Raw genomic sequence first — 23,208 nt, 5'->3', positions numbered from 1 at the left:
GACCTGGCGGCTCAGCCCCGCGAGGCCGGCTCCAGGCTGGCGATGTCGATGACGAAGCGGTACTTCACATCGCCCTTGAGCATGCGCTCGTAGGCCTGGTTGATCTCCTCCGCGCGGATCATCTCGATATCCGCGACGACGCCACGCTCGGCGCAGAAATCCAGCATCTCCTGCGTCTCGGGTATGCCGCCTATCATCGAACCCGCCAGGCCGCGGCGCTTCATGATCAGCGCGAATACGTCGGGCGCGGCATGCGGCGTGGCCGGCGCGCCCACCAGCGTCATCGTGCCGTCGCGCTTGAGCAGCGCGAAGAAGGCATTCAGGTCATGCGGCGCGGCCACCGTGTTGAGGATGAAGTCCAGGCTCTGCGCGTGCGCCTCCATCTCGCCCGGATTGCGCGAAACCACCACCTCGTCCGCGCCCAGGGCCTTGGCCGCGCCGCGCTTGGATTCGGACGTGGTGAACGCCACCACATGCGCGCCCATGGCGTGCGCGAGCTTGATGCCCATGTGTCCCAGGCCGCCGATGCCGACGATGCCCACCTTGTGGCCGGGCCCCACCTTCCAATGCCGCAGCGGCGAATAAGTGGTGATGCCCGCGCACAGCAGCGGCGCGACGGCGGCCAACTGGCCTTCCGGATGGCGTATGCGCAGCACGTAGCGCTCGTGCACCACGATGCGCTGCGAGTAGCCGCCCAGGGTGTGGCCCGGCGCATCGGGCGTTGGGCCGTTGTAGGTGCCGACCATGCGATCGCAATAGTTCTCCAGCCCCGCGTCGCAGTCGGCGCAGTGCTGGCAACTGTCGACGATGCAGCCGACGCCGACCAGGTCGCCGGGCTTGAAACCCGACACGTGCGCGCCCACCGCGGACACGCGGCCGACGATCTCGTGGCCCGGCACGCAGGGATACAAGGTGCCGGCCCATTCGGAACGCACCTGGTGCAGGTCGGAATGGCATACGCCGCAGTAGGCGATTTCGATCTGCACGTCATGCGCGCCAGGGGCGCGGCGCGCGATGTCCATGGACCCGAGGGGCAGGTCCGCCGCATGGGCTCCGTAGGCTTTGATGGTCATGGAGATTCCTTTGAAAAGTGGGTGGAGGGACTGCTCCCCGCTGCACATTGTGCGGATCGTTTATTGCATGATAGTGCCGCCGCCCGGCCTCAGGCAGCCCCCGCCGCGGCGCACGATGTCATCGCGGCCAGGACGGCGGAGCCCGCCAGCAGCGCGGCGCTCATCACGAAGGCGCCCAGGTAGCCATAGCGGTCGAACAGCAGGCCGCCCGCGGTGGAGCCCAGCGCGATCGACATCTGGACCACCGCAACGAACAGGCCGCCGCCCGCCTCGGCATCCTTGGGAAACGCCCTGGCTATCCAGGCCCACCAGCCCACGGGCGCCGACGTGCCGGCCAGCCCCCACAGCCCCAGCAACGCGACGACGGCGGCGCTCCAGCCGCCAAAAGCGACCAGGGCCAACGCCGTCGCGGCCATCAGCGCCGGAATCGCGGTCAGCGTCTGGTAGAAACGCCATTGCAGCACGCGGCCGATGAGAAGGGTGCCGATGAAACCCGCCGCGCCGATGACCAGCAGGATGAGAGAAATCGCGGCGCCATGCACCCCGGCGACCGTCTCCAGGAACGGGCGCACATAGGTGAACAGCGAGAATTGCCCCATGAACAGCAGGCTGCTGGCCAGCATGCCCGCGGCGACGCCGGGGCGCTTGAACAGCATGAACGCCTTGAACGCATGGCCGCCCCCCGGCGCGCGCGCCGCGACCGGCATGGACGGCAACGCGATCCATTGCCAGGCGAGCGCGGCCAGCGCCACCGGCACCAGGCCAAGAAAGGCGCCGCGCCAGCCGATAACGGCGCCCAGGTAGGCGCCCAACGGCGCGGCCACCACGGTCGCCAGCGCATTGCCGCCGTTGACGATCGCCAGGGCGCGCGGCACCTGGTGCGCCGGCACCAGCCGGATGGCCGTGGCCGCCGACATGGACCAGAAGCCGCCGACGACGACCCCGATGAGCGCCCTGCCCAGCATGTAGGTGAAGTAGTCCGGCGCCAGCGCGACGGTCGCGCCGGAGGCGCCCATCGCCGCCGTCAGCCCCAGCAGCAGGATCTTGCGGTCCAGCCTGCCGGCCAGCGCCGAAATGAACAGGCTGGTCAGTACGGCGAAGACACCCGAGATGGCGATCCCCTGGCCCGCCATGCCCTCGGTGATGCGCAGGTCGTTCGCGATGGGCGTCAGAAGGCTGACGGGCAGGAACTCCGATGCGATCAGCGCGAAGGCGCTGACCGCCATGGCGTAGACCCCGCCCCAGGACGCCCGTATTCGCGGCGCTTCGGTCGATACGGCGGACATCATGCCGCGGCGCCGAGGTTCTTCTGGAAAAACGCGGTCAGCCTGTCCCAGGGGATCAGGTTCACGCGGTCATACAGGTCGACATGGCCGGCGCCCCGCACCCAGACCAGTTCCTTCGGCTCGGCGGCCCGCCGGTAGGCGTCCTCGCTGAACTCCCTGGAGTGCGCCCGGTCGCCCGTGATGAACAGCAGCGGACGCGGCGAGATCGTCTCGATGTCATTGAACGGATAGAAGTTCATGAACTTGACGTTGCTCGTCAGGGTCGGATGCGTGGTGGTCCCGGGAGTGGCCCCGGCAGGCGTGAATTCGCCGCGCGGCTTGCGGTAGAACTCGTAGAACTCGCGTTCGATCGGGGACGACCGGGCGGTCAATTCGTGCACCGTCCCGCTGGTGTACTTGAGCGGGCCGCCGCCGAACTCCGAATAACGCTGCTGCGCCGCCTCGGCGATGATGGCTTTGCGCTGCTCCAGGGCCAGCGAGCCGTTCAGCGCATGGCGGTTGGCCGCGCCCATGTCGTACATGCTGACGGTGGCGATGGCCTTCATGCGCGGGTCGATCTTGGCCGCGCTGATGACGAAGCTGCCGCTGCCGCAGATGCCGATGGCGCCGATGCGTTCGCGGTCTATCGCCGGCTGCGTGCCCAGGAAGTCGACCGCGGCGCTGAACGCCTCGGCATACATGTCGGGCGAAACCCGGTTGCGCGGGCCCGCGCTCTCGCCCCAGCATGGCAGGTCTATGGAAAGCGTCACGAAGCCGCGCTCGGCCATTTTTATGGCGTACAGGTTTGCGCTCTGTTCCTTGACCGCGCCCATCGGATGGCCGACCACGAGCGCCGCGTGCCGGGCATCGGGGTCCAGCGCCTTCGGCGCGTAGAGATTGCCCGCCACTTCCATCTGGTACTGGTTCCCGAAGCGCACGGCCTGCGCGCGGACCTCGCTGCTCGTGTAGAAATTGTCGGCGTCCGCGGGCATGGCCGCCTCTTGCGCCTGGGCGCCCACGGGCGCGGCGGCCCACGCTTTGCCGGCGACCGACTGCGCGCCGAACGCCGCCACGCCCGCGCCCACCGTATTCAGGAATTCGCGCCGTCCGGTGTGCTGAAGCGCGGGCAGGGTTTGTTTGAGCTTTTTCATAGCCCATATTCTTGCTGCCCGGAGCCTTGCCGACTAGCTAATGAATGCTTAATGACCTTATAAGCTAGACTAATGAATATCCCTGGAATACTGTGGCAATGGTCCGGCGCAACCTCAACGATCTCTTCTATTTCGTGACCGTGGCGCGTGAAGGCAGCTTCACGCGGGCGGCCTCATTGCTCAACGTGACGCAGTCCGCGCTCAGCCAGGCGATCAGCGGCCTGGAGACGCGCCTGCAGATCCGCCTGCTTACGCGGACCACGCGCAGCGTCTCGCCCACGGCGGCCGGCGAGCGTCTCCTGAACGCCATCGGGCATCGCTTTGATGAAATCGAGACCGAGCTGGACGAACTGACCGAGCTGCGCGACAAGCCGGCCGGCACGGTCCGCATCACCTGTGGCGACCACGTGCTGCACAGTATCCTGCTGCCCAAGCTCACGCCTTTGATGCGCGAATACCCGGACATCACGCTGGAGTTCGACGTGAACTACGGTTTTCGGGACATCGTCGCGGACCGGTTCGATGCCGGCGTGCGGATGGGAAAAACGATAGACAAGGACATGATCGCCGTCCCCATCGGGCCGCTCATGCGCCTGGCGGTGGTCGGGTCCCCGGCATACTTCGAAACCCGTCCCGCTCCCAAGGTGCCGCAAGACCTCACCGCGCATCCCTGCATCAATCAGCGCATGCAGAGTTCGGGCGGGCTGTATGTCTGGGACTTCGAGCGGCGCGGCCGCCGGGCCAATGTGCGCGTGGATGGGCCGCTGATCTTCAACACCACGCAACCCCAGATAGACGCGGCGCTGTCGGGCCTGGGCCTCGCCCTGCTGCCCGACGACGAGCTGGCGCCGTATCTGGACGACGGCCGGCTGGTGCGCGTGCTGGAGGACTGGTGCCCGAAATTCGAAGGCTACCACCTGTACTACCCCAGCAGGCGCCAGCCATCGCCGGCGTTCGCGCTCGTCGTGAATGCCCTGCGCCTCGGCCGGCCTTCCGCTAGAACGGAATCGCCAGCTTGACGTAGAGCTGCGCGCCCTCGGGCCGGTTCTTCACCTTGAAATCCTGCTCCCACTTGGCGGTGAACAGCCAGCCCCGGTCATTGAGATACCGGACCGAAGGGCCGGCGCCGAACCCGCGCGCCCGGCCGGCGGCGCTGTTGGGCCCCTTGTCATCCGTCACCTGCTGGAAGGCATAGCCGCCCACGCCGAGCACCCAGCCCTTGCCCACGCCCCAGCCCAGCGCGTAGTCCGCGTGCAATGCCTGGCCGGAACGGGTGTCGGTGGCGGAGTTGGTGAAATTGAAGTCGTACATCACTTTCAGATCGGCGTTGAAGCCGTCCGGGCTGACCCGGCTCAACGCGAACACCGGCTGCGCCGTCCAGTAGTTCTTGCCCAGGCTGGACGGGTCCTTGCGGTCGTATTCGCCGGTGGGCGCGTACATGTCCAGCCCGACCACGTAGTGCAGCGTGGCGGATGGGTGATAGCCCAGCGCGACGCCCAGCGTCATATCGCCCAGGCCGGTACTGCGGTGGCGCTGGCCGGCGGCCTTGGAGGTCACGTCCAGCAGCGGCGCGATCGCGTGGAAGGCCAGTTGTCCGCCCATGACCTGCTGCTGCGTCACCCAGATCAGGCGCGGCGCCAGCACGTTGACGTCCACCTTGAAGCCCGGCACCGGCACGCGCTCTCCGTCGTTGCCGCGCAGGGTGTCGTAGCGCGCCCCGCCTCCGTACACCAGCAGATGCGCGCCGGGCGGCGGCAGCGCGCCCGACATGAAGTTCTCCAGGCCGTCCGGGTAGATGCCCAGCCCGCCGCCCTCGGTGGCCGAAGCCGCCGCGCCCGCCAGCGCCAATGCCACGGCACAGGCCAGCCGCCCGCCCTGTAGGTGTCTGCTCATGTTCCGCTCCTGCCCCCGCGGGGCGCTAGATGTTGCGCGACGAGATAACCGGAGCCGCCGCCCAGGCCGGGGCCTGGATGCGTGGCGGCGCCGATGTGGAAAAGATTGCGCAGCGGCGTGCGGTGCCCGCGCGCGCCATGGCCGCCGGCGAAAGGCCGCAGCCAGAAGAACTGGTCGGGCGAACACACGCCCGAATAGGGGTCGCCGCCGACCAGGTTGCAGTTCAGACCCTCCAGGTCGGCCGGCGAATAGCTGCGCCGCCCGACGATGCGCCGCGCCAGTCCGGGCATCACGCGTTCCAGGCGCGCCTGGACGCGGTCGGCGACCGCCTCGCGCAGGGCCTCGTTCCAGCGGCCGTCGGCGGGCGCGGCGATCTCGCCGGCGGCATCGCCCTTGACGCGCACCGGCAGCTCCTGCATCTGCACCCACAGAATCCATCCGCCCGGCGGCGCGCGCGTCGGATCCACCGCGACGGGCTGGCCGATGGCCAGCGTGGGGCGCGCGGGCAGCAGGCCGTTGTTGGCCTCGGTCACCGAGGCGCAGACCTGCTCCATGCTTTCGGTCAGGTGCACCAGCGGCACCTGGCGCAATTCCGGCGTGAGCCAGTCGGGCGGCGCGTTCAGGGCGAAATGGATCTGCATGCCGCCGCGTCCGTGGCGGTAGCCGGCGGCGCGCCGGCGCAGCGGCTCGGGCGCATCGGGCAGCAACTGGCCGTACAACTGCCCCGGCGCGACGTTGCAGACCACGGCCTCGGTAGCGCGGTACGTCTGGCCACCTGCCGCCACGCCGACCGCCCGGCGGCGCCGGCCGTCGCCGCGGGTGAGGATGCGTTCGACGCGGGCGCCGGTCAGCAAGCGGCCGCCATGTCCCTCGATGACCTTGGCCAGCGCGTCCACCACGCCGCTGCCGCCGCCCTTCACCACCGGCATGCCGCCGGCCACCACCGCCGCGAAGGTCAGCTTGCCGATCAGGGCCGAACAGGCGTCGTCCGGGCCCAGCCCGGTGTGCAGCACCCACGGCGCGATCAGCGCGCGGGCCGCGTCCGAGCGCAGCTCGCGGTCCGCCCAGCGGCGGAAGCTCTCCATCGAATCGGCGGCGAAGGCGGCCAGGCCGTCCATGCCGCGCCTGCGCCATTCGCCGAACAACAGCTTGAGCATGCCGGCGCCGTACGGGTTCTGGCCCAGCAGGCCGAAGGTCAGCGCCGCGTCCTCGCCGAACAGGCGCCGCGCCATGGCGCCCACCGCCGCGCCGTCGCCCGGCGCCCAGGCGTCCAGCCGCCGCGCGCTGTCCTCCAGGTCCTGCTTCAGCGCCAGGCCGACGCCGTCCGGCAGCACCAGCCCGGTCGCGTATTCGCCCTGCGCGAATTCCAGCCCGGCGTCGCGCAGCGCGGGCTTGAGCGCCGCGTAGGCCGGACTGCCGACGAACAGCGGATACCAGCAGGACAGCACGTCGTGCCGGTAGCCGGGAAACAGTTCCTCGGTGCGGATGCATCCGCCCAGCCTGTCGCTGCGTTCCAGCACCAGCACCGATTTGCCGCGCTGCGCGAGCAGGGCCGCGCAGACCAGCGAATTCATGCCGCTGCCGACGATGACGACCTGGGCTTCCGATTGAGTGGCCATGGCAGGTTCACTCCCCGGATGCCTGGGCGGCGGCCAGCGCGGTAAAGCGGCCGGCATGGAACACCAGCGGCGTGGCCGCCACGCTGCCCACGCGCAGCACGCGACCGAACAGCAGCAGATGGTCGCCCGCCGGGCGTTGCTGGTCGTTGGCGCAGACCAGCGTGGCGACGGCCCCGGCGATGGCGGGCACGCCTTCGGGCACCTCGTGTAGCGGCGCGCCGTCGAACTTGTCCGGCACCGCCGGACTGGCGAAGCGCAGCGCCAGCGCCTCCTGGCCGCTGGCCAGCACGCTGATGGTGAAGTGGCTGCAATCGCGGAACGCCGCCAGGTTCGGCGAATGGTTCACCAGGCTCCACAGCACCAGCGGCGGGTCCAGCGACAGCGAGGCGAAGGAATTGATGGTCAGACCGACCTTGCGGCCGTCCGGGCAGCGCGTGGCCACGATGGCCACGCCGGTCGGATAGCTGCCGAGCACGCCGCGCAAGACCTTGGGATGCAGATCGGTGCGGCCCCAGTCCAGCGGCCGCCCCGTGGCCTGCCCGGCCGTCATGCCGCCGCCCGCGCCGCCTTGGCGGCGATGAACGCGTCGCACGCCGCCGCGTCGCCCCACCACGGGAACAAGGCGGGCGGATGGTTGAAGCCGTTGGCGATGGCGCTGGCCAGCGCCGGCGATCCTTCCGCCGCCTGCAGCAGCTTGAGCAGGTGCGGGGCCGGCGGCATCAGCATGGAGTTGGTCCATTCGACGACCGCGCCGGCGTAGTCCCAGAAACGTTCGAAGGTGCGCTGCATCCAGTCCGGCGTGAACGCCCGGTCGCCGTGTTCCAGAATGGCGTGCAGGTAGACGGCGCAGGCCTTGGTGGCGTTGTTCGAGCCCTGGCCGGTGATCGGATCGTTAGTGACCACCGCGTCGCCCAGCCCGAACACCTGGCGGCCCGACGGCAGGGTCAGCACGGGCTTGCGCACCGTGGGCGCGAAACTGCCGGCCAGGATGCCGTTGGCGTCGGTGAGTTCCACGGCGCCGCAGCGCTCGGCCTCCCAGGGCAGATAAGTGCGCAGGATACGCAGGCTTTGCTCCAGGTGCTCTTGTGGCGACGCGACATCGCGCCAGCAGTCCATCGGCCCGCCCGGCACGCCTTCGAACACCATGATCTCGCAAGGCCCGCTCGTCGTCAGCGCCGGGAACACGAAGTATTCGCCGACGCCGGGAATCAGGTTGAAGGCGACCCGAGAGTATTCCGGCGCCGGGCGCATGCCGTTCACGTAGGTCAGCGCCAGCGCCCGCTGCGGCCGGTCGAAGCGGGACCGCGGCGCGTCGCGCTCGAACAGCTTGACGACCTCGCCCTTGCCCGCGGCCAGCAGCACCAGGTCGTGCGAAGCCGCAAGCAGCTCCAGCTCGGCCACGCCGCCGTCCTGGATCAGCAGCCGGCCGCCGCGGGCCTCGAACAATTCCATCCAGGCCGGCATCTTGATGCGCTGGTCCACCGCCTGCGCCGGCCGGTCCAGGCGCGCGGCCCAGTCGATCAGCCTGTGGCCGGGACGCTCGGGATGCGGCACCGCCAGGCCGATGCCGTCGACCGTCGGACAGTCGGCCTCCCACTGGTTCAGGCCCAGATCGCGTTCGATCTGCAGCGAGGCATCGAACATGCACTGGCTGGACATCACTTTGCCCTTGCGGATGCTGTCGGGCTCGCGGTTGGTGACCACGGTCACCTCGTACCCCTTGTCCAGCAGCCCCAGCGCCAAGGGCAGGCCCGCCTGCCCTCCTCCCACGATCGCGATTCGACGCATGTTTGCTCTCCTTTTAGTGTTAACAGGCCCTAGGCGGCCAGGCGCGGAATCGCGGGCCTGGCCTGTTCGGGGCCCATGGCGGAATAACCGCCGTCGACCGCGTAGTCGGCGCCGGTGACGAAGCTGGCATGGTCCGACAGCAGGAAGGCGACCACCTCGGCCACTTCGGCCGGATCGCCGGCGCGGCCCAGCAGGTGGTAGTCGGCGGCCACGCGGTCGGTCTTGGCGCGGTCGCCGTGCGTCAGTTCGTCCATGACGCGCGACCAGGTCCAGCCCGGCGACACCGAATTGACGCGGATGCCGTCGGCGGCGTAATCCATCGCCAGGCTGCGGGTGACCTGCAACAGCGCCGCCTTGGAAACCGGATAGAGCCAGCGGCCCGTCTGCGCGACGCGCGACGAGATGCTGGTGAAATTGACGATGGCCCCGCCGCCGGCGGCGAGCAGATGGGGATGGACGGCGCGGGCGGCCATCACCGCGCTGACGACATTCACGTCCAGCGCGCGCAGCCAGTCGGCGCGGCCGGATGCGGCGCCATCGTCCAGGTAGGTGGCGGCCAGGTTGACCAGGTAGTCGATGCGGCCGAAATGGGCCGCGGCCCCGGCCACGCCGCACGCCAGTTGCGCGTCGTCGGCGATGTCCACCGGCCAATGCCGCGTGGCGGCGGGATCGGCCGCGGCCACGCGTTCGCCGCCCGCGGCGTCGATATCGAACAGCGCCACGCGCACGCCCTTGTCGCGCAGCGCCGCGACCACGCCCGCGCCGATCAGCGTGGCGCCGCCGGTCACGATGGCCACCTTGTTCTCCAGACCCTTCATCGCATCACCTCTCTCGCATGACTGAGTGAGGCGAATACTGGCGCCGCGCGCCGGCGCCGCGGTAGCCGGATCCGGCGGCCGCTATCCGCGGAGTGCGCTTATTCGGGGAAAGGCTGATCGAAGTCGCACGGGCGTGGCCGCAAACTGCGGCGCCTGTCCGTTTTGCGCAGGCGCGGCGTTGCCGTCATGGGCCAGTCGCGAGCGAGGCGCGCGCATGTTCCTTGATGAGGCGCACAAAGCGCTGCACCTGCCGGCTGGGACGCTCGAAGCGCGAACGCACCAGGCTCAGCGAAAGCGGAATCGACTCGCGCAGCGGCCGTGTCACCACGCCCGGCCAGCCCTGCTGCCCGACGGAGAACTGGTCGACGATCGCCACCCCGGCTCCCACCCGCACCAGGGCGCAGGCCAGTTCCGCGCGCACGATGTCCACCGCCGCGGTCCAACTGACGTTGGCGCGCTGGAAGGCGGCGGCCACGAGCTGCCCGAAAGGAATATTGCGGCTGTAGAGGATCAGCCTGCACTCCGCCAGTTCGGCCAGGCCCACCGCCGGCCGCGACGCCAGGGGATGCCCTTGCGGCAGGATGCAGACCATCTCGCCGGTGGCCAGCGGCTCCACCACCAGATTGGGATGGTCGATGGGCAGCACGGAGACGGCCAGCTCCGCCTTGCGCCCCAGCAGCTCGTGCGCCATGTCGGCCAGCAGCGTGGTGTGGTATTTCAGCCTGACGTTGGGATACAGCTCCAGGTACTGCGCGATGACCGGCGGCACGAAGTTCAGCGCCAGGCTGGGACTGGAGCACAGCGTCAGGGCGCCCTCCGGCCGTTCGGCCAGGTCGCGGGCCAGTTCGTCGATGCGCAGGGCTTCGTCGAACAGCGGCCCCACCTCCTGGAACAGGCGATGCGCTTCCGGGGTGGGCGTGAGCTTGCCCTTGTCGCGCTCGAACAATTGCAGGCCCAGGCTCTGCTCGGTATGGGCGATGAGGCGGCTGATGGCCGGCTGCGACACGAAAAGCAGCTTGGCCGCGCCGTTCATGGAACCGGTCAGCATCACCGCCCGGAACGCTTCCATCTGCCTGAGCTTGAAACGCATGGTGTATCCGATAATCTTTTGTTATATCCCCTGGCCAACTTAGCATAACAGCGGAATCCAGGCATTCATTAGCATTCCAGATGGCCCCTGGCCGGTTTTCCAGGGTGATTCGATAAAGGGAATGCATGGCACTGAACATAGGATTCGTCGGCCTGGGCATGATGGGCCTGCCGATGCTGGAAAACCTCGCCCGCGACGAGGAAAACTTCAACCTCCTGGCCTACGACCGCGACCCCGCGCGCCTGGACCGCCTGGCGGGGCATCCGGCCTGGAACAGGACGCTCAAGCCGGCCGCCGGCCTCCAGGCGCTGGCCGCCTGCGACGTGGTCATCACCATGCTGCCCGACAGCGCCGCCACCAACGCCGTGATCGAAGGCAAGGACGGGCTGGCCGGCATCATGCGCGCCGGCTCGGTGCTGCTGGACATGGGATCGTCCAACCCCGCCGAAACGCTGCGGCTGGCGCCCCGGCTGCGCGAAGCCGGGGTGACGCTGATCGACGCGCCGGTATCGGGCGCGGTGGCCAAGGCCGCCGCCGGAACGCTGGCCATCATGGTGGGCGCCGACGCCGCCGGCCTGGAACGCGTGCGCCCGGTGCTCTCGCGCATGGGCGCGTCGATCATCCATACGGGCGCGGTGGGCTCCGCCCACGCCATGAAGGCACTCAACAACTATGTCTACGCGGCGGGCCTGCTGGCGGCCAGCGAAGCGCTGCTGATCGCCCGGCGCATGGACCTGGACCTGGACGTGTTCACCGACGTGCTCAATGCCTCCAGCGGCCGCAACGTGGCCACCGAGACCAAGCTGCGCCAGTTCATCGTGCCGGGCACCTACAACGGCGGCTTCGCGCTGGCGCTGATGGCCAAGGACCTGCGCACCGCCGATTCGCTACAGGCGCTGGCCGGCGTTTCCGCCTCGCAGTTGTCGCTGTGCACGGAACTGTGGCAGCGCGCCCGCGAAGCGCTGCCCGCCGGCGCGGACAACACCGAGATCCACCGCTACCTGGAGCGCCTGAACGCGCCCCCGCCGGCCTGAACGGCCGGACACCATAACAACATCGAACAGGAGACAGACATGAAACGATCCGCCGCCGCCCTCAAGCTGGCGCTCGGCCTGGGCGCGGCCCTGCTGGCCGCGGCCGGCGCCCGCGCCGCGGGCTACCCCGACCGCCCCATCCGCATGGTCGTGCCTTTTCCGCCGGGCAGCATCACCGACGTGGTGGCCCGCAGCCTGGGCAAGGCCATGGCCGACGGCCTGGGCCAGCCCGTGGTGGTGGAAAACAAGCCGGGCGCCAACGGCATCATCGGCACCCACGACGTCGCCCGCGCCAAGCCCGACGGCTACACCCTGGTGGTGGTGGGCGTGTCCACCGCCGCCAGCGGGGTAAGCCTCTTCAAGGACCTGCCCTACAACCCCGCCACCGACCTCACCCCCATCGGCGCGGTGGCCGAGACCCCCTACCTGCTGGTGGGATCGCCGCGCATGCCCGGCGACCGGGTGTCCGATCTGTTCGCCTACGGCGCCCGGCATCCGGGCAAGCTGACCTATGCCTACGGCTCGGGCAGCGCGCAGGTGTTCGGCGCCAAGCTGGCCGCGATGGGCAAGATCAACGTCACGCCGGTGCCGTACCGGGGCGGCCCGCAGGCGCTCACCGACGTCATCGGCGGCACCGTCGACCTCACCTTCACCGACCTGGCCAACGGCCTGCAGCAGGCGCGCGCCGGCAAGGTCAAGACCTATGGCGTCAGCACCCCCGAACGCTTCGCGCTGGCGCCGGACATCCCCACGCTCAATGAAACCGGCGCGCCCGGCTTCGACCTGACCGTGTGGTTCGGCCTCATGGGCCCGGCCGGCCTGCCCGGCCCGGTGCTCGACCGCCTGTCGCAATCGCTGGACCAGGCCCTGGCCAGCGATGAACTCAAGCAGACCTACGCCCGCCAGGGCCTGAGCGTCAAGGTGCAGACCCCGGCCGAATTCGGCGGCTTCGTGCGTTCCGAAATCGACAAATGGGCCGCCATCGTCAAGGAAACCGGCATTCCGCCGCAATGACTCCCCCGTTCAACTTCTTCCAGGAATCCACTTAATGTCGCTGATCGATATCCGCAAGCGCTGCCTGATCGTCGAGACCACTTTCCACGAAAACGGCCCTGCGCCCGGGAAGCCCCTCAAGCTCGCCGCCTCCTGCGCCGTCATCCGCAATCCCTACGCCGGCCGCTACGAGCCGGACCTGATGCCCTTCATGGCCGAACTGCGCAGCCTGGGCACGCTGCTGGCGACCGAACTGGTCGAAACGCTGGGCGGCAAGGAAAACGTCGAGGTCTACAGCAAGGCCGCCATCGTGGGCCTGGACGGCGAAATGGAACACGGCGCCGTCTGGCACGAAGCCGGCGGCTGGGCCATGCGCAGCGTGCTGGGCGAACCCAAGGCCATGGTGCCGGCCGTCAAGGCCGTGGCCGTGGCCGGCTACCGCATGATGGTGCCGGTGCACTACATCCATGCGTCCTATGTGCGCAGCCACTTCAACAGCATCGAGATCGGCATCCAGGACGCGCCGCGCGCCAACGAGATCCTGTTCGCCCTGGTCATGGGCACGGGCGGCCGCGTGCATTCGCGCCTGGGCGGGCTGACCAAGGAAGCGGTAGCGGTGCACGACGGGCAGCGGTGAAGGCAGCGGCGGCCCGGTATTGCCGGGCCGCCGTCAAGATCCCGCCCGGCAGAGCGGTGCCTGGCTTACTGCTGCGGCACTTGCGCCTTCGTGACGATGCGCTTCCACAGCGCGATCTCGTTTTTCTGGAAGGTGCGCATTTGTTCCGGCCCGCCCGTCATGGGCGTGGCGCCCAGGCGTTCGTAGAAGCCGCGGGTTTCATCCATTTTCGATATCTTGGTGAAGAGCTCGGCCAGCTTGGCGGTTTCGGCGGGCGGCGTCTTGGCGCTGACCATGGCGCCCACCCAGGTATAGGCTTCGAAGCCAGGCAGCCCCGCCTCGGTGGCGGTGGGCACGTCCGGCGAGGTGGATACGCGCTTGTCGGAAGCGACGGCAACGGCCTTCACCCGCCCGTCCTTGGCAAGCTCCTGCACTGCCGTCACTTCGGCAAAGGTGTAGTCCACCGTGCCCGAGGCCACGGCGGTGATGGCCTCGGCCGCGCCCTTGAACGGCACGTGCACGGCCTGGATGCCGGCCGCGTCGTTCAGCAGTTCGCCCATCAATTGGTAGCCGGCCGAACCGGCGCCGAAGTCCGCCTTGCCCGGATTGGCCTTGGCGTAGGCGATCAGCCCTTTCAAATCCGCGTACGGCGCCTGCGGCTTGACCGCCAGCATGGCCGGAGAGCGCATCATCATGGTCAGCGGCGCGAAGTCGGCAACGGGGTCGTAAGGCAATTGCTTGAACAGCGCCGCGTTCACGGCCAGCGTGGAATTGCTGCCGATGAACACGGTGTAGCCGTCCGCCGGCGCGCTCAGCACGTTCTTCACGGCGATGAAGCCATTGGCGCCGGGCCGGTTCTCCACCACCACGGGCTGGCCCGTGAGGTCTTGCAGTTGCCGGGCGAAATAGCGCGCCGACGTGTCCGTTCCGCTGCCGGGCCCGAACGGCACCACGAACTTGATCGGGCGGGAAGGAAAGCTGTCCGCGTGGGCCACCGGCAAGCCCGCCAGTATCGCGCCCAGCATGCAGCCGCCCATGGCCGCGGCAATAAAATGTCTCCTGCGCTTTTGCACCTTTATCTCCTTGGTCTTTCTCTGTTGTGGAGCGACTCTAGAAGGTGCGTGCCGGTCTCGTCCAATATTAAGAATTTGACTGGTGATACTCAGCGGATATCAGATACGCCGCCGGCCCAGGCGGATGCCATCGCGAATATTGAGCCCGATCAGTCCAAGGTTGGCGGCGCCCGCCGCCAATTCCAGCGCCTGCACGCTGTAGAAGACGCTATCGAACGATCCCGCCTGGGCGCGTATCGACAGGAAGACCGCCGCGGGCGCCAGGACGAACAGGCCGTTGGCCACGATGAACGACATGCGCCTGCGCTTGGCGAGCAGCAGCGGATGCCTGCCCTTGCCGCCCAGCGCGAAACCGCTGGCCCCGGTAAGCATCATGACAGGCACGAATCCCAGCAAGGCATAGGCGATGGCAAGCTTCACCTGCGCCACCGCGGCGGCGGACAGGAACAGCTCGGACACCACCGTCGATATCCAGAAGACAGCAACGAACAGCAGCGCCAGCACAGCGGAAAAAGCATGGATCCTACGACGCATGATCCGGCTCCGGTTGCGCCGCGACGTGCGCGGCCAGCAGCCCCGTCAGCACCTTTTCCGCCGTCTTCAGTTCGGCCTCGCTGAAACCGTCGGCAAGCTGCCGGGCGCGCTCCTTCCAGCGCGCATCTATCGTGCCGTAGACGCGCCGGCCCTCTTCCGTCAGCCCGTACAGTTGCGAGCGCTTGTGCTGCGGATTGTGGCGGACTTCGATCAACCGCGCCTGCGTCAGCAGGTTGAGTTGCTTTTGCGCCCCCTGCCGGGTGACGCCCATGGCGGCGGCAACCTGCGGCGCGCTCAGCGGCCGCCCGGCAAGGGCCAGCGCGCCCAGCATCTGCCAGCGGGCGCTGGTCAGCGCCTCGGGCGCAACAAAAGCATCGCCCCAATCGAGCAGCGCGCCATTTAGCTGGAACAGCGTCACGATCACGCCGGTCAGCCGGTCCCCTTTGGTCGGATTCATTCCTGGCTCCCTAAATTGACAACCAGTTTCCAATATTGGAAACTGGTTGTCAATATGGGCCGATACCGATTTTTCGCAGCCTTCGAACAACCGCCACAAAAAAACGGCGCGGCGCAGGGCCGGCTAGGCGCCCGGTATCGTCAGGGACAGCCCGGCCCGGTCGGCCACGTTGCAGATGTGGGCCCGCATCGCGCGGCGCGCGGCGTCGGGCGAGCCCGTGGCCAGCGCGTCGATGATGTCGGCGTGCTCGCGGATGGGTTCGCGCACGCGCGCCGGGTCGGCGAACGCGACCTGGCGGCTGCCGTCGACCACGTCGCCGATGCTTTCGGCCAGGTCCAGCAGCATGGGACTGCCCGCGATCTCGAACAGGCAGGCGTGGAAGGCATGGTCGCCTTCGGACATGGTGACCAGGTCGCCCGCATCGGCCGCCTTTTCCATCTGCACGATGGTGGCGCGCAGGCGGCTCAAGCCCGCCTGCGTGACGACGCTGGCCGCCAGGCCGGCGGCGAGTTCTTCGAGCTGGTTGCGCACCAGATACACGTCGCGCAGCGCATAGCGCCCCTGGAAGCGCCAGCGGCCGTAGGCGCTGCCCAGGCCTTTCTCTCCCGGCTTGGCGATGAACACCCCGCGGCCGGCTTCGCTGCGCAGCATCCCCAGGCCTTCCAGCATGGTGATGGCCTCGCGCAGCGAGGCGCGGCTGACGCCCAGCGCCTCGGCAAGCTGGCGCTGCCCCGGCAGCTTGCCGGCCGCCGCCCATTCGCTCGAACGAATGCGGGCCTGCAACTGCTGGGCAATATGCTCGACGGTGTTCATCTTCGAATTCCTCAATGCGCGGGCGCGCGCCGGCGGTCGTTGACAGCCAAATCCTGCCTGGGCATTATGACACCCAACTGGTCTGACCGGTAAGGATAAAACCGGGCCGGACAATGCCCCATCCTCCATGACAGAAGCGCCGCTCATGACCGACCTCTACGACAGATTCGCCCGCGCCGTCGACGCCCTGGCCCGACTGGGCGGCTACCCCTATTCCGAACGCCGCCAGGCATGGCTGGACCGCCTGCGGGTCAACCTGCCCGAACTGGAAATGCTGGACGCGCTGGCGCCGGAAGCGGAGCTGGGCTACCTGGAGCCGCCCCCGGCGGCGCCGGGCGACCCGCTCCCGGCCGCGCAGGCCGGGCGCGGCATCGCGGTGTCGCGCCACGCGCCGGGCATTGCCGCCATCGCGCGCGAATGCCGCGCCGCCCCCGAGCGCGCGGCCGACGCCGCCAAGGCCGCGCTGGCCGCCGCGCGCCAGCAGGCCGGGCTGAACGCCTTCATCGCCCTGTCGGACACACCCGCGCTGGACGGCGCCGCCGCCGCCGCGGCCCGCAAGCTGCGCGAAGGCGCGGCCATGCCGCTGATGGGCGTGCCGATCGCCGTCAAGGACCTCATGCAGGTGGCGGGCTTCTCCCAGACCAACGGCAGCGGCGGGCTGAAGCCGCCTCCCGCCCTGCGCGACGCGGCGGCGGTGGCGCGCCTGCGCGATGCCGGCGCGCTGGTGGTCGGCACGACTAACCTGCACGAACTGGCCTATGGAATCACCAGCGAGAACCCGCATTACGGGTGGGTGGGCAATCCCCGGGCGGCGGGCTACACGGCGGGCGGATCCAGCGGCGGTTCGGCCGCGGCGGTGGCGGCCGGCATCGTCCGCCTGGCCATCGGCACCGACACGGCCGGCTCCATCCGCATTCCCGCCTCGTGCTGCGGCGTGGTGGGCTTCAAGCCCACGTTCGACGCCATTTCGCGCGACGGCGCGCAGGCGCTGGGCGCCAGCCTGGACCACCTGGGCCCGATCGCCGCCAGCGTGGCCGACGCCGCGCTGGCCTATTCGATCATGGCGGGCCAGGCGGAACGCACCGTCAGCCCCGGCGCGCTGGCCGGGCTGCGCGTGGGCGTGCCGCGCAATTACTTCTACGCGCCCCTGGCCGACGACGTGGCGCAGGCGGTCGACCGCGCGCTGGCCCTGATGCAGGGCGACGGGGCCGTCCTGGTTCCGCTGGACCTGCCCGGCGTCGAACACAGCGCGGCGCTGCAGTTCGCGACCCTGTGCAGCGAAGCCACCGACATCCATTGGCGCCGGCTCATCGACCAGCCCGACACCCTGGGCGCCGACGTGCGGGTGCGGCTGGAGATCGGCCAGTTCTTCCCGGCCACCTGGTACACGCGGGCGCAGCGCGGGCGCGCCGCCCTGGCGCGCACGTTCGAGCAGGCGATGCAGGCCGTGGACGTCCTGGTCACGCCCACCCTGCGCATCGAACCGCCGCGCTCGGGCGCGGGCGCGGTCGTCATCGGCGGCCAGGAAGTCCCGCTGCACACCGCCGTCACCGGACTGACCATGCCCTTCAACCTGACCGGCATGCCCGCCCTGACGCTGCCTTGTGGCAGCGGCCGCAACGGCCTGCCGATAGGCTTGCAGATCGCCGGGGCGCGCGGCGCCGACTGGCGCGTGCTGAATGCCGCGGCGCGGGTGGAGGCGCTGCTGGCCGCCTGACGCCCGGTCCGCATGCTGGTAAACACTAACTGGTCAGACCGGTATTACAGGATTAAAAAACAGACGACGTTCCCCGACCGCCGACACCGTTCGCCCTCGCGGACGACGGCATCGCCGCAGCTCCTTTCCAAAAGGAAACAACGATGAAACTGCTTCGCTTTGCCGCAGCCGTATCCGCGGTCGTTCTTGCCTCTTCCGCCCATGCCGCGGACCCCATCGTCATCGGCGTGAGCATCGCGCAATCCCCGCCCGGCTCCGTGGTGCAAGGCACCCAGGTGAAGGACGGCGTGGAGATCATCGCCAAGATGATCAATGACAAGGGCGGCGTGCTGGGCCGCCCGCTGAAGATCGTCTACGAAGACAACCAGGGCATTCCGGAAAAAGGCCGCGCCGCCGCCGAAAAACTGATCTCGCGCGACAAGGTCGTCGCCGTGACGGGCGGCCACCAAAGCTCGGTCTGCCTGGCCGAGATCGAAGTCGCGCACCGCTACAAGGTGCCGTACGTCAACACCAATTGCTGGTCCGACGACGTGCGCATCAAGGGCTATCCCGAGGTTTTCAACCCCGTCAACTACAACACGCGCGTCTCCAGCGCCATGGCTGACACGATCGCCGCGCTGAAGGTCAAGAGCGTGATCGCCTTCGCCGAGAACACCGACTACGGCATCGGCCAGGCCAAGCTGCTGGGCGACTTCCTCAAGAAGACCGCGCCGCAGACCCAGTACAAGTACGTGGCGCTGGACCGCGCGGGCAAGGACTTCACGCCGGCGGTGCTGCCGCTGCGCGGCAATCCGCCCGACCTGGTGGTCAACATCATGCTGCCGCCGGCCGCGTACATCCTGATGAACCAGTTGTACGAACAGGGCGTGGCGCCCAGCGCCAAGACGTGGTTCTACGACGGCGCCGGCATCGCCGACTACCCCGACTTCTGGAAGAACGTGAAGGAAGCCGGCAAGTACATGCTGGCCTTCGGCCTGTACCACCCGCAGATGCCCATGCCCCAACTGGGCCTGGACGTGGGCGCCGCCTACCAGAAGCAGGCCAATACCGAACCCAACCGCCTGATCTTCCAGGCCGCCGATTCGGTGCTGCTGATCGCCCGCGCGATCGAGGAAGCCAAGTCGACCGACAGCGCCGCCATCATCAAGACCCTGCAAGGCATGCAGTTCGAGGGCGTGCGCGGCAAGTTCGGCTTCTCGCAGCAGCCGGGCTACACCTACCAGCAGTGGGTCGACATTCCCTACGTCACCTACCAGTTGACCGAAGTGGACCAGCCCCTGAGCAAGACCACGCTGATCCAGGCTTCGGGCCAGCCGCTGCAGATCGACAAAGTGGTCAAACCGGCCAAGTGATTGCCCCCGAGGGAACGCTTTTTGCCTAGAGGCGGACCGCCTCCATTCCTGAACCGCAATGAACGCCGGGGCCCCGCCCCGGCGTCGGGGAGCATCGAGTGCTGGCACTGGACCTGTTCGTCAACGGCCTGATCATCGGCCTGTTCTACGCCCTGATGGCGGTGGGCCTGACCATGATCTTCGGCATCCTGAAGGTCGTGAATTTCGCGCACGGCGAGTTCTACATGATAGGGGCCTACACCTACACCCTGGTGTCGCTGGCCCTGGGCGTGCCGCCCTGGCTGGCGCTGCCCATCGCCGCCGCGGCGGGCGCGCTGCTGGGCTGGGCCACGGAACGCTGGCTGATGCGTCCGCTGTACGCCGGCTACGGCTCGTGGGGCCTGATGAAGGACGAATACGCGGTGGTCGTCACCTTCGGCCTGTCCCTGCTCCTGATCAATCTGGTGGACAAGGTCGTGGGCCCCTATCCCATGCGCGGCCCGGCCCTGTCGGACGTGACGCGCATGGCCATCGGCCCCTTCATGATGAGCGGCCAGAAGCTGATCACCGCGGGCCTGTCCATCGTGCTGCTGGCGGGGCTGGCGCTGTTCATCAAGCGTTCGCTCTGGGGCAGGCAGGTCCAGGCGGTGGCGCAGAACCGGCTGGGCGCCTCCATCGCCGGGATCGATACGGCGCGCGCCAGCAGCATCATCTTCATGGCCTCCGGCGTGCTCGCGGCGCTGGCCGGCGCGCTGCTGGCACCGGTCATCAACCCGGCCCCGGACGTGGGCGCGTTCCCGGCCATCAAGTCCTACGTGATCGTCGTGATCGGCGGCATGGGCTCGATACCCGGCAGCATCCTGGCGGCGCTGGCGCTGGGCGTGCTGGAGAGCTTCGGCGCGGTCTACCTGTCGTACGACTACCGCGACACCTACGGGCTGGTTCTCCTGATCCTGATCCTGCTGTTCCGGCCCAAGGGCCTGTTCGGCGAACGCGCGCGGGAGGTCTGACCATGGATCCGCTTGCCCACCCCAACCTGCTGCGCAACAAGCTCCGCCAGGAAATGCGCCTGTCGCTGGCGTTCCTGGCCTTGCTGGCGCTGCTGCCGCTGGGCATCTCTTCGCCTTACTGGCTGGGTGTCCTGATCGTCAGCATGTACTTCGCGATGCTGGCCACCGGCTGGAACCTGCTGGCGGGCTACACCGGCCAGTTCTCGCTGGCGCCGGCCGCCTTCGCCATGCTGGGCGGCTACACCACCGGCCTGCTGGCCTACCACTGGGGCGTGCCGCTGTGGCTGGGGCTGCCGCTGTCCGCCGTGGTGCCGGGACTGATCGGCCTGGTGCTGGGCCGCATCGTGCTGCGGCTGTCCGGCCCCTACCTGGCGCTGACCACGCTGTCCTTCGCCGAGATCGTGCGTCTGGTGATCTACAACTCCATCGACTTCACCCGCGGCGACCAGGGCCTGCACGTGCCCGCGCTGCTGGAAAGCCGGGTCGGCAACTATTACCTCTTCCTGGGCGTGCTGGCGGCGGTCACGCTGCTGGTCTTCCTGCTGCTGCGGGCCCGTCCGGGCCGCTTCCTGCAAGCGATCCGCGACGACGAGATCGGCGCGGCCAGCCGGGGCATCGACGTGGTGCGCTACAAGACGCTGGCCTTCCTGGCCAGTTGCGCCATCTGCGGATTCGCGGGCGGCCTGTACGGCACGTTCGCGCAGTTGGTCAGCCCGGAACTGGGCATCGTGGCGCAGACCGGCATGGTGATCGCCATGGTGGTGATCGGCGGCATGGGCACGCTGGTCGGGCCCCTGCTGGGCGCGGTGCTGGTGTACGTCGCGTCCGAACTGCTGCGCGACGCGGGCAACATCCAGATGATCGTGTTCGCGCTGCTGGTCATCGTGTTCGCGCGCTTTTTCCGCGAAGGGCTGTGGGGCCTGGCGCGCCGCGCCGTCCTGCGCCGTTCCGGCACCGCCAGGGGAGCCTGATGGCACTGCTGCAGATATCGGGAATACAGAAGCGCTTCGGCGGGTTGCTCGCCGTGAACGGCGCGGGCATGGACGTGGCCGACGGCGAACTGCTGGGGCTGATCGGCCCCAACGGCTCGGGCAAGACCACCCTGCTCAATGTGCTGTCCGGCCACCTGGCGGCGGACGCGGGCGACGTGCGGCTGGACGGACGCAGCGTCCTGGGACTGGACCCTACCCGCCTGACGCGGCTGGGCGTGCTGCGCATGTTCCAGATGACCCGCGTCTTCAACCGCGTCAGCGCCTACGACAACCTGGTCGTGTGCGGGCTGGCGATGGGGCTGGACGAGGCCGGCGCCAGCCGGCGCGCGCTGGAACTACTGGAAGAGCTCAAGCTGGGCCACGTCATGCACCTGGACGCCGGCCAGTTGTCGGGCGGGCAGAAGAAGCTGCTGGAGTTCGGCGCCTGCTTCATGGTGCCGCCGCGCGTGGCGCTGCTGGACGAACCCTTCGCCGCGGTGCACCCCATCATGAAGGAAACCATGTCGGCCTTCATCCGCCGCCGCAACCAGGGCGGCCAGACCTTCATCCTGGTCAGCCACGATATGCCGGTGGTGGTGGACCTGTGCGCGCGCTCGGTGTGCATGAACGCCGGCCGGGTGCTGGCCGACGGCCCCACGCAGCAGGTGCTGCGCGAGCCCGCCGTGATCGAGGCGTACCTGGGCGAGCAGGGACAAGAGGAGCAGAACCATGCCTGACACGCTGCTGGCCATGGAGAACGTGACCGCGGGCTACCTGGGCGACATCGACGTGCTGCGCGACGTCTCGCTGACGGTGGAGGCCGGCCGCATCAGCGGCCTGATCGGGCTGAACGGCGCGGGCAAATCGACGCTCATGAAAGCCATCTGCGGCTTCCTGCCGCCGAAGTCCGGCCGCGTCACGCGGGCCGGGCGCGACATCTCCGGCCAGGCGCCGCACCGCATGATCGACGACGGGCTCTGGTACATCCCGCAGGAATCCAGCCTGTTCCCCTACCTGACGGTGGAGGAAAACCTGCGCCTGCCGCTGGAGGGCCGCCGCAAGCGCTACGGCGACGTGCTCGAACCGCGCTTCGCCGACACACTGGAGCGGTTTCCGGTGCTGAAGGAAAAACTCAAGGACCAGGCCGGCAATCTGTCGGGCGGCCAGCAGAAATCGCTGGAATTCGCCAAGGCCTATATGGTGCAGCCCCAGGTCTGCCTGATCGACGAACCCAGCATCGGGCTGGCGCCGCGCGTGGCGGCCGAAGTGTTCCAGTGGATACGGGCCTTCGCCGAGGCCGGCATGGGCATCCTGCTGGTGGACCACAACGTGCGCCGCGTCGTGGCCATGTCGAACCACATCTACGTGCTGAGTCTGGGCGAAATCACCGCCTCGGGCTCGCCCGAGGATTTTGCCGGCGACCTGCACGAACAGGTGCGCGAATGGCTGGGGATCAATTTCTGATGGACACCCGGACCTTGATGGCGCAGCCCCTGTCCGCCGAGGCGTTCGCGCCCTATGGCGAAGTCGTCGGCAGCGCGGGCCGCGGCGGCCGCGCCATCAATGCCGGCACCTCGCTGCGGGTGGAGATGGGCGAACCCGACATCCTCGACGCGGGCGGGCGGCCGTCGCTGTCCGTCTTCCGGGCGCGGGCGATCGCCCTGCCCTTCGCCGCGCGGGTGCTGGAACGCCACCGGCTGGGCAGCCAGACCTTCCTGCCGCTGGGCGCCGCGCCGTACCTGGTGCTGGTCGCGCTGGGCGCGGACGCGCCCGACACGGCCACGCTGCGCGCCTTCCTGGCCGGGCCGGGCGTGGGCATCACCTTGCGCCGGGACGTCTGGCACCATCCGCTGATGGCGCTGGCCGACGGCGATTTCGCGGTGCTGGAACGCGCCGGCCCGCAAGTGGATTGTGAATTGGTGCCGCTGCCGGACGCGCCCTGGGTGATCCGCGCCGACTGAG

24 protein-coding genes are annotated in these 23,208 nt (G+C 68.9%); 11 read left to right on the top strand and 13 right to left on the bottom strand.

Annotated features, from left to right (window positions below; translation table 11 throughout):
• Positions 1-11 precede the first annotated feature (11 nt).
• From WHX56_RS16440 to WHX56_RS16430, 3 genes are all read right to left on the bottom strand, one after another.
• Entirely contained in the window at positions 12-1,073 is a 1,062-nt protein-coding gene (locus WHX56_RS16440; protein ID WP_129246612.1) for an NAD(P)-dependent alcohol dehydrogenase, read from the bottom strand.
• An 89-nt stretch (positions 1,074-1,162) separates the two neighbouring features.
• Complete coding sequence (locus tag WHX56_RS16435; RefSeq protein ID WP_338878385.1) at positions 1,163-2,362, bottom strand: MFS transporter; 1,200 nt, start codon at positions 2,360-2,362, stop codon at positions 1,163-1,165.
• Positions 2,359-3,489, bottom strand: a complete 1,131-nt coding sequence (locus WHX56_RS16430) for an alpha/beta hydrolase (RefSeq protein ID WP_338878384.1) — start codon at positions 3,487-3,489, stop codon at positions 2,359-2,361. The genes WHX56_RS16435 and WHX56_RS16430 overlap by 4 nt, the downstream gene beginning before the upstream one ends.
• Positions 3,490-3,587: 98 nt before the next feature.
• On the opposite strand from WHX56_RS16430, the gene WHX56_RS16425 reads away from it, so the two are divergent.
• Positions 3,588-4,508 (top strand): LysR family transcriptional regulator, encoded by a 921-nt coding sequence (locus WHX56_RS16425; protein ID WP_338878383.1) that lies wholly within the window; start codon positions 3,588-3,590, stop codon positions 4,506-4,508.
• Here the strand turns inward: WHX56_RS16425 and WHX56_RS16420 are convergent.
• The 6 genes from WHX56_RS16420 to WHX56_RS16395 all read right to left on the bottom strand — a co-directional run bounded on the left by WHX56_RS16420 (position 4,486) and on the right by WHX56_RS16395 (position 10,697).
• Positions 4,486-5,382: a SphA family protein gene (locus WHX56_RS16420; RefSeq protein WP_129246618.1), complete on the bottom strand. Its 897-nt coding sequence runs from the start codon at positions 5,380-5,382 to the stop codon at positions 4,486-4,488. The two genes, WHX56_RS16425 and WHX56_RS16420, sit on opposite strands and share 23 nt — an antisense overlap.
• Entirely contained in the window at positions 5,379-7,001 is a 1,623-nt protein-coding gene (locus tag WHX56_RS16415) for an NAD(P)/FAD-dependent oxidoreductase (RefSeq protein ID WP_338878382.1), read from the bottom strand. The genes WHX56_RS16420 and WHX56_RS16415 overlap by 4 nt, the downstream gene beginning before the upstream one ends.
• Before the next feature lie 7 nt (positions 7,002-7,008).
• On the bottom strand, positions 7,009-7,551 hold the full coding sequence (locus tag WHX56_RS16410) for a flavin reductase family protein (protein WP_338881788.1): 543 nt from the start codon (positions 7,549-7,551) through the stop codon (positions 7,009-7,011).
• Positions 7,548-8,789, bottom strand: coding sequence for a styrene monooxygenase/indole monooxygenase family protein (locus tag WHX56_RS16405; RefSeq protein WP_338878381.1), 1,242 nt, complete (start codon positions 8,787-8,789; stop codon positions 7,548-7,550). Before WHX56_RS16405 ends, WHX56_RS16410 begins: the two co-directional genes overlap by 4 nt.
• Before the next feature lie 29 nt (positions 8,790-8,818).
• On the bottom strand, positions 8,819-9,607 hold the full coding sequence (locus WHX56_RS16400; RefSeq protein WP_338878380.1) for an SDR family oxidoreductase: 789 nt from the start codon (positions 9,605-9,607) through the stop codon (positions 8,819-8,821).
• Positions 9,608-9,791: 184 nt separating this feature from the next.
• Complete coding sequence (locus WHX56_RS16395) at positions 9,792-10,697, bottom strand: LysR family transcriptional regulator (RefSeq protein ID WP_338878379.1); 906 nt, start codon at positions 10,695-10,697, stop codon at positions 9,792-9,794.
• A gap of 125 nt (positions 10,698-10,822) precedes the next feature.
• Here WHX56_RS16395 and WHX56_RS16390 point away from each other — a divergent pair, with 125 nt between their 5' ends.
• The 3 genes from WHX56_RS16390 to WHX56_RS16380 are packed head-to-tail and all read left to right on the top strand — an operon-like array spanning position 10,823 to position 13,361.
• Positions 10,823-11,731 (top strand): NAD(P)-dependent oxidoreductase, encoded by a 909-nt coding sequence (locus WHX56_RS16390; protein WP_338878378.1) that lies wholly within the window; start codon positions 10,823-10,825, stop codon positions 11,729-11,731.
• Positions 11,732-11,770: 39 nt separating this feature from the next.
• A complete protein-coding gene (locus WHX56_RS16385; RefSeq protein ID WP_208742460.1) occupies positions 11,771-12,745 on the top strand; it encodes a Bug family tripartite tricarboxylate transporter substrate binding protein in 975 nt (324 codons plus the stop codon).
• A 34-nt stretch (positions 12,746-12,779) separates the two neighbouring features.
• Positions 12,780-13,361, top strand: a complete 582-nt coding sequence (locus WHX56_RS16380; RefSeq protein ID WP_129246630.1) for an amino acid synthesis family protein — start codon at positions 12,780-12,782, stop codon at positions 13,359-13,361.
• A gap of 65 nt (positions 13,362-13,426) precedes the next feature.
• Here WHX56_RS16380 and WHX56_RS16375 read toward each other — a convergent pair whose 3' ends face one another.
• From WHX56_RS16375 to WHX56_RS16360, 4 genes are all read right to left on the bottom strand, one after another.
• A complete protein-coding gene (locus WHX56_RS16375) occupies positions 13,427-14,365 on the bottom strand; it encodes a tripartite tricarboxylate transporter substrate binding protein (RefSeq protein WP_338878377.1) in 939 nt (312 codons plus the stop codon).
• A 147-nt stretch (positions 14,366-14,512) separates the two neighbouring features.
• Positions 14,513-14,947 carry a hypothetical protein gene (locus tag WHX56_RS16370; RefSeq protein ID WP_338878376.1) on the bottom strand — a complete coding sequence of 145 codons (435 nt, stop codon included), beginning with the start codon at positions 14,945-14,947 and terminating at the stop codon, positions 14,513-14,515.
• Positions 14,937-15,404 (bottom strand): MarR family winged helix-turn-helix transcriptional regulator, encoded by a 468-nt coding sequence (locus WHX56_RS16365; protein WP_338878375.1) that lies wholly within the window; start codon positions 15,402-15,404, stop codon positions 14,937-14,939. Before WHX56_RS16365 ends, WHX56_RS16370 begins: the two co-directional genes overlap by 11 nt.
• A 123-nt stretch (positions 15,405-15,527) precedes the next feature.
• Positions 15,528-16,217 (bottom strand): FadR/GntR family transcriptional regulator, encoded by a 690-nt coding sequence (locus WHX56_RS16360; RefSeq protein WP_338878374.1) that lies wholly within the window; start codon positions 16,215-16,217, stop codon positions 15,528-15,530.
• A gap of 145 nt (positions 16,218-16,362) precedes the next feature.
• On the opposite strand from WHX56_RS16360, the gene WHX56_RS16355 reads away from it, so the two are divergent.
• The 7 genes from WHX56_RS16355 to WHX56_RS16325 all read left to right on the top strand — a co-directional run bounded on the left by WHX56_RS16355 (position 16,363) and on the right by WHX56_RS16325 (position 23,207).
• A complete protein-coding gene (locus WHX56_RS16355) occupies positions 16,363-17,934 on the top strand; it encodes an amidase (RefSeq protein ID WP_338878373.1) in 1,572 nt (523 codons plus the stop codon).
• Between the two features lie 143 nt (positions 17,935-18,077).
• A complete protein-coding gene (locus WHX56_RS16350) occupies positions 18,078-19,286 on the top strand; it encodes an ABC transporter substrate-binding protein (RefSeq protein ID WP_129247025.1) in 1,209 nt (402 codons plus the stop codon).
• Positions 19,287-19,384: 98 nt separating this feature from the next.
• Complete coding sequence (locus WHX56_RS16345; protein WP_129247027.1) at positions 19,385-20,275, top strand: branched-chain amino acid ABC transporter permease; 891 nt, start codon at positions 19,385-19,387, stop codon at positions 20,273-20,275.
• A gap of 2 nt (positions 20,276-20,277) precedes the next feature.
• The gene (locus WHX56_RS16340; protein WP_338878372.1) at positions 20,278-21,246 is read left to right on the top strand and encodes a branched-chain amino acid ABC transporter permease; all 969 of its coding nucleotides are present in this window, start codon (positions 20,278-20,280) and stop codon (positions 21,244-21,246) included.
• On the top strand, positions 21,246-21,983 hold the full coding sequence (locus WHX56_RS16335) for an ABC transporter ATP-binding protein (protein ID WP_338878371.1): 738 nt from the start codon (positions 21,246-21,248) through the stop codon (positions 21,981-21,983). The genes WHX56_RS16340 and WHX56_RS16335 overlap by 1 nt, the downstream gene beginning before the upstream one ends.
• Positions 21,976-22,710 (top strand): ABC transporter ATP-binding protein, encoded by a 735-nt coding sequence (locus WHX56_RS16330; protein ID WP_287754848.1) that lies wholly within the window; start codon positions 21,976-21,978, stop codon positions 22,708-22,710. Before WHX56_RS16335 ends, WHX56_RS16330 begins: the two co-directional genes overlap by 8 nt.
• Positions 22,710-23,207 carry an ureidoglycolate lyase gene (locus WHX56_RS16325; RefSeq protein WP_338878370.1) on the top strand — a complete coding sequence of 166 codons (498 nt, stop codon included), beginning with the start codon at positions 22,710-22,712 and terminating at the stop codon, positions 23,205-23,207. Before WHX56_RS16330 ends, WHX56_RS16325 begins: the two co-directional genes overlap by 1 nt.
• The last annotated feature ends 1 nt before the right edge of the window (position 23,208 follow it).

Origin of the sequence: Achromobacter veterisilvae (assembly GCF_037619525.1) — a bacterium.
Lineage (GTDB): Bacteria > Pseudomonadota > Gammaproteobacteria > Burkholderiales > Burkholderiaceae_B > Achromobacter > Achromobacter veterisilvae.
This window is presented reverse-complemented; position numbering and strand designations above follow the sequence as displayed.

Coding starts and splice junctions, on each gene's coding strand:
- WHX56_RS16440 (WP_129246612.1), bottom strand. CDS start 1,073: ATGACCATCAAAGCCTACGGAGCCCATGCGGCGGACCTGCCCCTCGGG.
- WHX56_RS16435 (WP_338878385.1), bottom strand. CDS start 2,362: ATGATGTCCGCCGTATCGACCGAAGCGCCGCGAATACGGGCGTCCTGG.
- WHX56_RS16430 (WP_338878384.1), bottom strand. CDS start 3,489: ATGAAAAAGCTCAAACAAACCCTGCCCGCGCTTCAGCACACCGGACGG.
- WHX56_RS16425 (WP_338878383.1), top strand. CDS start 3,588: ATGGTCCGGCGCAACCTCAACGATCTCTTCTATTTCGTGACCGTGGCG.
- WHX56_RS16420 (WP_129246618.1), bottom strand. CDS start 5,382: ATGAGCAGACACCTACAGGGCGGGCGGCTGGCCTGTGCCGTGGCATTG.
- WHX56_RS16415 (WP_338878382.1), bottom strand. CDS start 7,001: ATGGCCACTCAATCGGAAGCCCAGGTCGTCATCGTCGGCAGCGGCATG.
- WHX56_RS16410 (WP_338881788.1), bottom strand. CDS start 7,551: ATGACGGCCGGGCAGGCCACGGGGCGGCCGCTGGACTGGGGCCGCACC.
- WHX56_RS16405 (WP_338878381.1), bottom strand. CDS start 8,789: ATGCGTCGAATCGCGATCGTGGGAGGAGGGCAGGCGGGCCTGCCCTTG.
- WHX56_RS16400 (WP_338878380.1), bottom strand. CDS start 9,607: ATGAAGGGTCTGGAGAACAAGGTGGCCATCGTGACCGGCGGCGCCACG.
- WHX56_RS16395 (WP_338878379.1), bottom strand. CDS start 10,697: ATGCGTTTCAAGCTCAGGCAGATGGAAGCGTTCCGGGCGGTGATGCTG.
- WHX56_RS16390 (WP_338878378.1), top strand. CDS start 10,823: ATGGCACTGAACATAGGATTCGTCGGCCTGGGCATGATGGGCCTGCCG.
- WHX56_RS16385 (WP_208742460.1), top strand. CDS start 11,771: ATGAAACGATCCGCCGCCGCCCTCAAGCTGGCGCTCGGCCTGGGCGCG.
- WHX56_RS16380 (WP_129246630.1), top strand. CDS start 12,780: ATGTCGCTGATCGATATCCGCAAGCGCTGCCTGATCGTCGAGACCACT.
- WHX56_RS16375 (WP_338878377.1), bottom strand. CDS start 14,365: ATGCTGGGCGCGATACTGGCGGGCTTGCCGGTGGCCCACGCGGACAGC.
- WHX56_RS16370 (WP_338878376.1), bottom strand. CDS start 14,947: ATGCGTCGTAGGATCCATGCTTTTTCCGCTGTGCTGGCGCTGCTGTTC.
- WHX56_RS16365 (WP_338878375.1), bottom strand. CDS start 15,404: ATGAATCCGACCAAAGGGGACCGGCTGACCGGCGTGATCGTGACGCTG.
- WHX56_RS16360 (WP_338878374.1), bottom strand. CDS start 16,217: ATGAACACCGTCGAGCATATTGCCCAGCAGTTGCAGGCCCGCATTCGT.
- WHX56_RS16355 (WP_338878373.1), top strand. CDS start 16,363: ATGACCGACCTCTACGACAGATTCGCCCGCGCCGTCGACGCCCTGGCC.
- WHX56_RS16350 (WP_129247025.1), top strand. CDS start 18,078: ATGAAACTGCTTCGCTTTGCCGCAGCCGTATCCGCGGTCGTTCTTGCC.
- WHX56_RS16340 (WP_338878372.1), top strand. CDS start 20,278: ATGGATCCGCTTGCCCACCCCAACCTGCTGCGCAACAAGCTCCGCCAG.
- WHX56_RS16335 (WP_338878371.1), top strand. CDS start 21,246: ATGGCACTGCTGCAGATATCGGGAATACAGAAGCGCTTCGGCGGGTTG.
- WHX56_RS16330 (WP_287754848.1), top strand. CDS start 21,976: ATGCCTGACACGCTGCTGGCCATGGAGAACGTGACCGCGGGCTACCTG.
- WHX56_RS16325 (WP_338878370.1), top strand. CDS start 22,710: ATGGACACCCGGACCTTGATGGCGCAGCCCCTGTCCGCCGAGGCGTTC.